We start from the raw sequence: 8,391 nt of genomic DNA, 5'->3' as shown, positions 1-8,391 counted from the left end.
AGCCATCCATTGTCTACTACCGGCCTGGAGCAGGCCAGGACTCCTCCCAACGCACTGGCAAGTCGCTCGGCAATCTCAATGTTGTCTTTGTCTTTTATCCCCCGCCCAACTGAGACCAGAACCTCTGCCTGCGAGATGTCCACCTCGGCAGCTTCCTGTTCGGTATACCCTTCGAACCTCTTGTAGTCGAACTCATTTTCCAGGGATGAATCGACCTGCTCGACCTCCCCGTTTCTATTGCCCTCTTCAACCGGGAACTCCCCGATACGCCCGGTTACCATTACGGTTTCTGATGGCACAAATGAGTATACGCCGTTCACCTTACCGTTGTAGAGTGAACGTCTCACCATCACATGACCGTCCTCCAGAGAGACGTCAGTGCAGTCCGTGACCAGTGGTAAACCAAGCTCCACCGACAGTGCAGGTGCCAGGTCCATGCCAAAGGAGCTATGCCCCATCAGCACCAGCAACGGTTTCCTCTCTTTTATGATGGCAGAGAGTATCTTCTGTGAGGGTTCTGCCAGTGGTTCTGCCAGTCCGGGGTCCTCCACTGCCATGACCCTGTCAGCCCATCCGGCAAGCTCTTCTACATAGGCACCCACGTCCCTGCCGATGACGACCGCCAGCAGGCCGGCACCGGCCTCATTCGCCAGTTGCCTCCCTTTGCTGAGCATCTGCAGGGAGATATCGGTCACCCTCTGCTTTCTGTGCTCGACAACCACCAGTATTTCCGGCATTCAGAATATCCCCGCATTCTGTAGAATACTGGCCAGCTGCTCCACCGATTCCTCAGGTGGTCCGGGTATCAACACTGCCTCCTTGCCCCTGGGCGGGAATTCCAATCTCTCCAGTTTCACCTGCGGAGCCAGCATCTCTGCGGTCAGGCCCAGTTCTCCCGGCGACATGACCTGAAGCTCTTTTTTCATGGCCCTTTTAATGCCACCAAGCGAGATATACCTCGGCCGGTTGGTTCCTGTCTGGATAGTCAGCAATGCCGGAAGCTCGATAGTGTACGACTCCAGTATGCCCGCCTCCAGCTCCCTATCCACCCGGACCTTTCTTTCTTCTTCCTGGAGACCCACCACCAGGGCAGCGTGGGGAACGCCCAGCATCTCGGCAACCATGACGCCCAGTTGTCCGCAGCCGAAGTCTTCAGACTGCGCACCAAAAAGCACCAGGTCGTACGGGAGGCTCCTGGTCACCGCCGCCAGGACTACGGCTACGGCCTGGCAGTCCGCGGCGACCATATCCTGGTCTACCCTGATAGCCCTGTCGGCACCCATGGCCAGTGCTCTCCGCAGGACATCATCCCACTCCTTCGGCCCAACAGTAACGGCGGTGAGAGACCCTCCCGTTCTTTCTTTCAGTTGTACTGCTGTTTCAAGGACATACTCATCCCAGTCGTTAATCTTAAAGACCGACGAACCTCTTTCGATGCCCATTTGAGAAGCGTCTATCTTCATCGTATCCGCCTCCGAGGTGTCGGGGATACGTTTTATGCAGGCAACAATATCCATGTTATCCTATCCCGCAAGCTTCCCCCACTATCTCGGAAACGTCCTTCACTACCAGCTTGTCTTCCAGTCCCTCCGCTTTGACGGCATCCTCAAGCATGGTCATACAGTTGGGACAGGCTACCGCCAGCACAGTGGCTCCGGTAGTGGCGGCTTCCCTGACCCTGATTCTTGCCGGGCTATTCTCGCTGCCACCCAGGAAATCGGTATAGAAGTTGCCCCCACCACCACCACAGCAGAGGGTGCTCTCCCTGTTCTTCTCCATTTCCACGAGTTCAATACCGGGAATGGCGCTCAGTACCTGTCTTGGAGCATCATACTCCCCATTCCACCGGCCGAGGAAGCAGGGGTCGTGATAGGTGACTCTGGCATTCATCCCGCCGGAGACATCCAGCTTCCCATCCGTGATGAGGTCTCTAAGAAGCTGTGTATAATGCAGCACCGGAAAGCTACCGTCATACCTTGCATAGTCGTTCTTGAAGGCATTGTATGAATGTGGAGACAGGGTGACGATATTAGTCACCCCCAGGTCTTTGAATTTCCGGACATTCTCTTCGGCCAGCATTTCAAACAGGGTCTCTTCGCCGAGTGCATTAACCTCATTGCCGTCACAGTTCTCCTCACTACCCAATACCCCGAAGGACACTGCCGACTTCAGCAGCACCTTGCCCAGGGTCCGCGCCGTCTGCTGCGCTCTGGTATCGTATGAGCCCACACAGCCAACGTAGTACAGGTAGTCCTGCCCCTGGTACTGCTCTATCCCCGTTTCCTGGTTCCATTCACCTCTTTCTGCCCTGGAATTGCCGTAGGGATTGCCGTGCCGCTGGACGTTCTCCAGGAACTCCTTGACCGCCGACGGCACCTGGCCCCTTTCGACCATCTCGGCTCTTGCCGCCAGTATCATGTTGAAGATGTCAACATTGAAACGAAGCGGGCACTTCTCCTCGCAGTTTTTACACGCCGTGCAGGAGTACAGTATCTGGGCAAGATGCTCGGTCCAGTCTATCTCATTGCTCAGCCAGGCCTTTGTCAGCCACAATCGTCCTCCGCAGGAGTAGGTCTCCATGCGGAATCTGGCGTATGCCGGGCAATTGTTCACGTCCATCCAGTTCACCGGGAACTTGCAGTAGCCGCACCGGAAGCACCTGTGTATGGTATCTGCGTATTTGTATTCTGCCAGTGTCATCAGCTTACCTCCCAGTTTCCAGGATTCATAATGCCATTGGGGTCAAGAAGCTGTTTCACCTTCTTCATCAGATTGAGAGTATTGGGGTCTATCCTCTCCATAACCAGCTTCTGCCCGTAAGTCCCGGGTTTCCAGATAGTACCATCCAGTTCCAGGACAAGGTCATCAGTCTCATGCAGGGCTTCCCTTGCCTGGTCCATAGTCTCCGGGTCTGCCCGGTTGAACGCGTATGTCCAGGAGAACATCATGGCGTGAGACATGCCGATAACCCGTCCCAGCACGGTATATGGAATACCATGTTTCTCCGATATCTCCCGTCCTCGCCGGTAGCAATCGGGGTAGGTCTCCACCGGCATTATCGAGCCTACATATTCAAATCCGCCGCCCTTTCTCCAATCGGAGGTCTTGGATACCTGGGGTCTCTGCGAACCCCGGTTGAAGCCCAGGTACCCGCCGTCTCCACTCCGGATATACGGCCCCAGGGTATCATCGAATATCAGTTCCATCTTGAATGCCAGTTCCTTTTCGGAGTCCGCACTCAAGTTTATCGTCAGGTGATGAAGACCACTGGAGAAAGGCGGTATTGCCTGGCTGTAGGCCACCAGATCATGTACCATCTCAGTGTGAGTTATCTTGTGAATGATTTCCGGAATCAGGTTTTCGTCCTTTACCACGAACTGGCCCGAGCCTACTATGCTCTTATTCGGGAAGAGCTTCAGCGATACTTTAGTAATGATACCCGTAGTACCGGCCCACCCCAGAAATAGCCCCACATCAGGCAGGGGATGATTCGTGTACCATTGCGTGGATACCGAGCAGGAACCGAAGCGGCAGATTTCACCCGTCGGCAGGACCACTTCCATCCCGTTAACCATATCGGAATTGAAACCATAAGGATGTGCCAGGTCGCCCTGACCGTGTATCGCCATATTGCCGGCTATGGTTGCCATCGGAGGTGCCCCGGGCTCCGAATGCATCAGGGTGGGATGATGCCTCTCCAGGTAGGAGGTCAACTGCCCCTGCGAAACACCACACTCAACAACGGTATACCGCGACTTCTCGTTTACCTCCAGTATGGTGTCCATCCTTTTCAGGTCCAGCGAAATCCCCCCCTTCAGGGGCAGCGCCAGTCCGGCCAGGGACAACCCGCCGCCCAGAGGTGCTACCGGAACTTTCTCCCTGTTGGCCAGTCTGACAATTGCCTGGATTTCTTCGGTCGTCCTTGGTGCCACTGCATAGTCGGGTCGGTGAGGCTCGGTAGTACCCAGGTCGAACGAGTAGATATAGAGCTCCTCAGCCTGGGTAGAAACGTGTTCCCCACCGACTATTTCAACCAGAGATTCGTACACAGAACTCATAACATCACCTCCATCCTGCCGGTTCTTCGCCTATAGCAAGCCGGCACAGGTCACTCATATAAATCGGTCGTATGCCCCTTCGGGAAACCATCCCGGCCATGGTGTTGTAGCAGGCCGGGCAGTTAAAAACGCAGACCTCGGTGCCGGCTTTTACCATGTCTTCGATATTGCGCTCCTGCACATCGGCAGAGCGGAGGCGGCTCCCCTCCCTTCGCTGCCCCTGTATCGTGCCTCCGCAGCACAGAGCGTTTTCATCAATATACTCCCTGTCCACACTCTGTGCCCCTATCAGGTCGAAGATGTCCCGGACAAAGTGGTGCTTGTCCGAAGAAAGCCGGGAAGAACAGGGGCGCTGATAGGCAACCTTCATATTGAGCGGCCGTATCTCGTCCCTGAGTTCGTTCAGTTTATTGTACAGATACTCAAAGAGATGGACCGGTTTGAACGGTACTTCGATACCCACTGCGGAGCAGTATGAGTCGTAGGTGCCGTAACATTCGTCATGGAAGAACACTATTTCCCTGGCACCGTGCCTGGCAATGGTCTCCATGATTCCCGGCAGTCTTTCCTTTATCACGGAAGTGCGCGCGTAGTGCAGGTACATAAGCTGGCAGAAATAATGGAACATCTTCCGCGGGTCTTCCGATATTACGGAAAACCCGTCGAAGAGCTTCCCCTGTATCAAATACATCAGGTCTGAGAAGACACCCATACAGAGGGCCGGTTCTTTGGCCTCAAATATCTCCGGCTCTCCCCGGAAAGGGATACCCGTCTGTATGCCCCGCTCGATGAGAGGCTTTGGTAGAGGTGGTATATCAAGCTCCTCCTGGCGCTCCACAATCAGGTAGAAGGGGTGGTTACCCATCGGGCAGTATTCTTCACAGGCATAACAGGTCACACAATCGTGCAGCACAAAGGAGTCTTCGCCATTGGCTATCTTTGTGATTTCCGTTCTCGCCGTCTCTCGGTCAATGTCCATGTACTGGCAGCGGGTAAGGCAGTCGCAGGTCTCGCATGACAGACAGATGTTGGCATCGAACTTGAGCGCAAACATTGTTTTACCTCCTCGTATTAATTCCGGCCTTCCTGGATATGTCGTGGGCCACCCTATGTTACCTTCGTGGACGTGGGACGTCAAGGGAAAGCCACCAAACGCATTCGTGGGGGCACACATGGCTGATTCTGTCCATAGGCAATATGTGCACTGTTGTACTCCATAATAACTTTTGCGAAAGCGTCCGGTCCGAATCCAGCAAGATGGGCGATACTGTGCGACAGGCAGGACCTTTGAGTTTATGTTACGTCTGATACCCGGGCAACAGCAATCACCGGATGTTAAGGCCAGTAACGGATGATAACAGCCTGCTTTCAGGGGGACAGGTCAACCGGACACGCCGGTTGACTCAGACCTGACCGAAAACGCCCTCTTCCAGCAGATGCACGAACTCCTCGTCCGACATCCCCAGAATCTCGTTACAGACGTAGGCGTTATGTTCACCGAGACAGGGGGGCGGCAGGTACTTCCGTGCCGGAGTCCGTGAGAACTTCGGCGGCAGGGCATCAACGAACACAGTACCCATTACGGGGTGCTCGAAGGTCAGGAAATGCCGCCGGTACCTTAACTGCGGGTCATTGTGCATGTCTTCGGCTGTTTCGACAACCCCGGCGGCTATCCCCGCCTCCTGGAGTCGAGTCATCAAGACGGTCGGCTCGAACTGCGAGGTCCAGCCATCCACCAGCGCCTCAAGCTCATCTTCGTTCGCCTTGCGCTCCTCCAGAGTGGTGAACCTGGGGTCCATCGCCATCTCCGAGCGGCCCATGACCCGGCAGAAGGACCGCCATTCCTCGTCGGTCTCGACAGCGATGGCGCACCACCTGTCCTCACCGCGACACCGGAAAGCGCCGTGCGGAGCGGCATACGGGTCACGTCCACCGTTGCAGACAGCGACCCGACCATTAGCGGCATAGTCCAGCAAAGGGGTACCCAGCAGATGCAGGGCACTCTCATTCTGCGACTGGTCGATATACTGACCCTGCCCGGTACGGTGTTTTTCCAGTAAAGCCGTGACGACCGCGGAGACCAGCATCTGCGGGGCAACATGGTCCGAATACGCCCAGAAAGCACCCGATGGCGCCCTGTCCGGCCAGCCGGAGATAAGATCGAACCCGGTTATGGCAGCAGCGTGGTGGCCAAACCCAGCGTAGTTACGGTACGGCCCACTCTGGCCGAACATGGACGTGCTGGCATAAACCAGTCCGGGATTTAACTTGCGGATAGACTCGTAGTCGAGTCCGAAGCGTTCCATCACCCCGGGCCGGAAAGACTCGATGAGTACGTCCGCCCAGATGGCCAGCTTCTTCGCCAGGTCAATTCCCTCCGGCCTGGCCAGGTCTATCGTCATGGCGTACTTGTTAGCGTTGTAAAGGCAAAACCAGGCACTGTGGTCCGGATGCGGCATCATGTCCTTGAGGGGAGGGATGCCACGTCCTCCGTCGGGGCGCTCGGGCGCTTCCACTTTAACAACGATTGCCCCGTGGTCGGCAAAGTAGCGGGTTGTCCGTGGTCCTACGGTAATCCAGGTGAAATCCAGCACCTTGAGCCCGTGAAACACCTCGCCGGTATCCGGGCTTTCAGGGGCAGCCGGTCGGCTACTCGCCGGTCTTAATTGTCCGGACAGGACTTCATCGTTGTGCTCACCAATCAGGGGTGCCCGCCTCCGGATACGGTATGGCGCACCGGTGGAGCGAAATGGCGCTCCGGGGTAAGCCAGGGTCTCCCCTATCTCAGGGTGCGTCACTTCCTGCCAGAAGCCCCTCGCCCGGAACTGGGCAAGCTCGGCCACTTCTTTGATGCTCTGTAGAGGTGCCAGGAGAAATCCGCGCGATACGGCCTGCTGAAACAGCTCCTGCTTGTCCTTTGTCAGGAAGAACGTTTCGAAGTGCTTCCGCATCTCAAAACCGGTTTGCACCATCTCCAGTATCCTCTGCTCCCGCTCCTCTTCCGTCATATCCTCCGGAGGAGTTATCGTCTCCTCCCAATCATACTCGCTAACAGCAGGAGGACACGAGTCTTCTTCCTGCATCCATTCAACAAGTGTCCGGGTACGCCGGCCGTTACGGCCCCTTTCGGCGGTAAAGAGGACAAATCCGTCCCGGCAGAGGTAGATGTCGGGTACAGTCGGACGCCCCACAGACAGCATGTTATGTGCCTGGTTCTCGCGTGTCGGGTTCTCCTGTCGCATATACCAGAACGTCTGGTTTGAGAAGCCTTGCCAGGCAACACACTCCTGGGCGGAAATATCCACCCATTGGCCCAGTCCCGTCCTTTCCCGGTGCCACAGGGCAATAAGGGCACCGGTGGCGGCTTCGTTGCCGGCATTCAAATACGACTGCGGAACGCTTATCCGCAGCGGCTTGCGGTCAGGGTCGCCGGTGAGATTAAGGACTCCAGCCATGGCCTGGCAGACGATGTCCGTCGCCTTGTATCGGGCATACGGACCGTCCTGTCCGAAACTACTGATGGAGACCATGATGATTCCGGGGTTGACCCTGGCGAGTTCCTCATAGCTCAAGCCCAGTTCAGCCATTTGCCCCGGCCTGAAGGACTCAATCACAAAGTCAGATACCTCCACCAGACGAAGAAAGGCCTCACGACCATCTTCACTCGCCAGGTCAAGCGTTATCCCTCGCTTACTGGTGTTGTATGCCCACCACAGCAGACTCTTCTCCGGGTGTTGCTCGTCTTTGTAGAAAGGTCCGATATTCCGACCCGGCTCACCCCCCGGTGGCTCAACCTTAATCACATCCGCTCCAAGGTCGGCCAGTAACTTGCCACAAAGAAAACCCTTCTCATCCGTCAGGTCCAGTGCCCGGTACCTATCCAGACCACTCTGTTCTATTTGTTGTTTCTCCAATGTTCACTACTCCGCTTCTGAATTCCTGGGTATAGCTGTTATTCTAACGGTTCTCCGTGTGTCTGGCAATGTGAAACTGTGCGGTGTCCAGTACATTAGTGATACCTTAGCAGGATGATGAAAAAGGGGAGTCCAGATGGGCCGCACGGGGTTTAGTCGAAAGGGTTTTTCAGCACCCTGCCAGTACAGCCGATGCTGCTTGCCATCGGAGAGTACCTGTGCAGTTAGTTATGGTACTGGCCGCCTCCTCATGTGGAAAAGCCTTATCCTCCTTACGCGTTTCCCCTCTGGAGAAAGAGACTATATCTATACGTGTGGGAAGCAGGCAAAGCCTGCTTCCCACACAAGAAAAAACCTCCCCACCCCACAGGAATGGTCCGTTGGGCAGTGACCACGATACCTTACTCTGTTATGTCACC

At 55.8% G+C, this 8,391-nt stretch carries 6 protein-coding genes; all 6 read right to left on the bottom strand.

What is annotated here, in order from left to right; translation table 11 throughout:
- On the bottom strand, positions 1-737 hold a 737-nt coding region (locus VMW13_10230), incomplete at its 3' end, for an electron transfer flavoprotein subunit alpha/FixB family protein (GenBank protein ID HUV45190.1).
- A complete protein-coding gene (locus tag VMW13_10225) occupies positions 738-1,517 on the bottom strand; it encodes an electron transfer flavoprotein subunit beta/FixA family protein (protein ID HUV45189.1) in 780 nt (259 codons plus the stop codon). It lies immediately after the preceding gene.
- A 1-nt stretch (position 1,518) separates the two neighbouring features.
- Entirely contained in the window at positions 1,519-2,700 is a 1,182-nt protein-coding gene (locus tag VMW13_10220) for a (Fe-S)-binding protein (GenBank protein ID HUV45188.1), read from the bottom strand.
- Positions 2,700-4,058, bottom strand: a complete 1,359-nt coding sequence (locus VMW13_10215; GenBank protein ID HUV45187.1) for an FAD-binding oxidoreductase — start codon at positions 4,056-4,058, stop codon at positions 2,700-2,702. The genes VMW13_10220 and VMW13_10215 overlap by 1 nt, the downstream gene beginning before the upstream one ends.
- 4 nt (positions 4,059-4,062) lie before the next feature.
- On the bottom strand, positions 4,063-5,112 hold the full coding sequence (locus tag VMW13_10210) for a (Fe-S)-binding protein (protein ID HUV45186.1): 1,050 nt from the start codon (positions 5,110-5,112) through the stop codon (positions 4,063-4,065).
- Positions 5,113-5,461: 349 nt separating this feature from the next.
- On the bottom strand, positions 5,462-7,972 hold the full coding sequence (locus VMW13_10205) for a CoA transferase (protein ID HUV45185.1): 2,511 nt from the start codon (positions 7,970-7,972) through the stop codon (positions 5,462-5,464).
- Between the last annotated feature and the right edge of the window lie 419 nt (positions 7,973-8,391).

It is taken from the genome of Dehalococcoidales bacterium (assembly GCA_035529395.1).
Classification (GTDB): Bacteria; Chloroflexota; Dehalococcoidia; order Dehalococcoidales; family Fen-1064; genus DUES01.
Note: the sequence above shows the minus strand (reverse complement) of the source record. Positions and strands in the feature narration are given on the sequence as shown.

Coding starts and splice junctions, on each gene's coding strand:
- VMW13_10210 (HUV45186.1), bottom strand. CDS start 5,112: ATGTTTGCGCTCAAGTTCGATGCCAACATCTGTCTGTCATGCGAGACC.
- VMW13_10215 (HUV45187.1), bottom strand. CDS start 4,058: ATGAGTTCTGTGTACGAATCTCTGGTTGAAATAGTCGGTGGGGAACAC.
- VMW13_10225 (HUV45189.1), bottom strand. CDS start 1,517: ATGGATATTGTTGCCTGCATAAAACGTATCCCCGACACCTCGGAGGCG.
- VMW13_10220 (HUV45188.1), bottom strand. CDS start 2,700: ATGACACTGGCAGAATACAAATACGCAGATACCATACACAGGTGCTTC.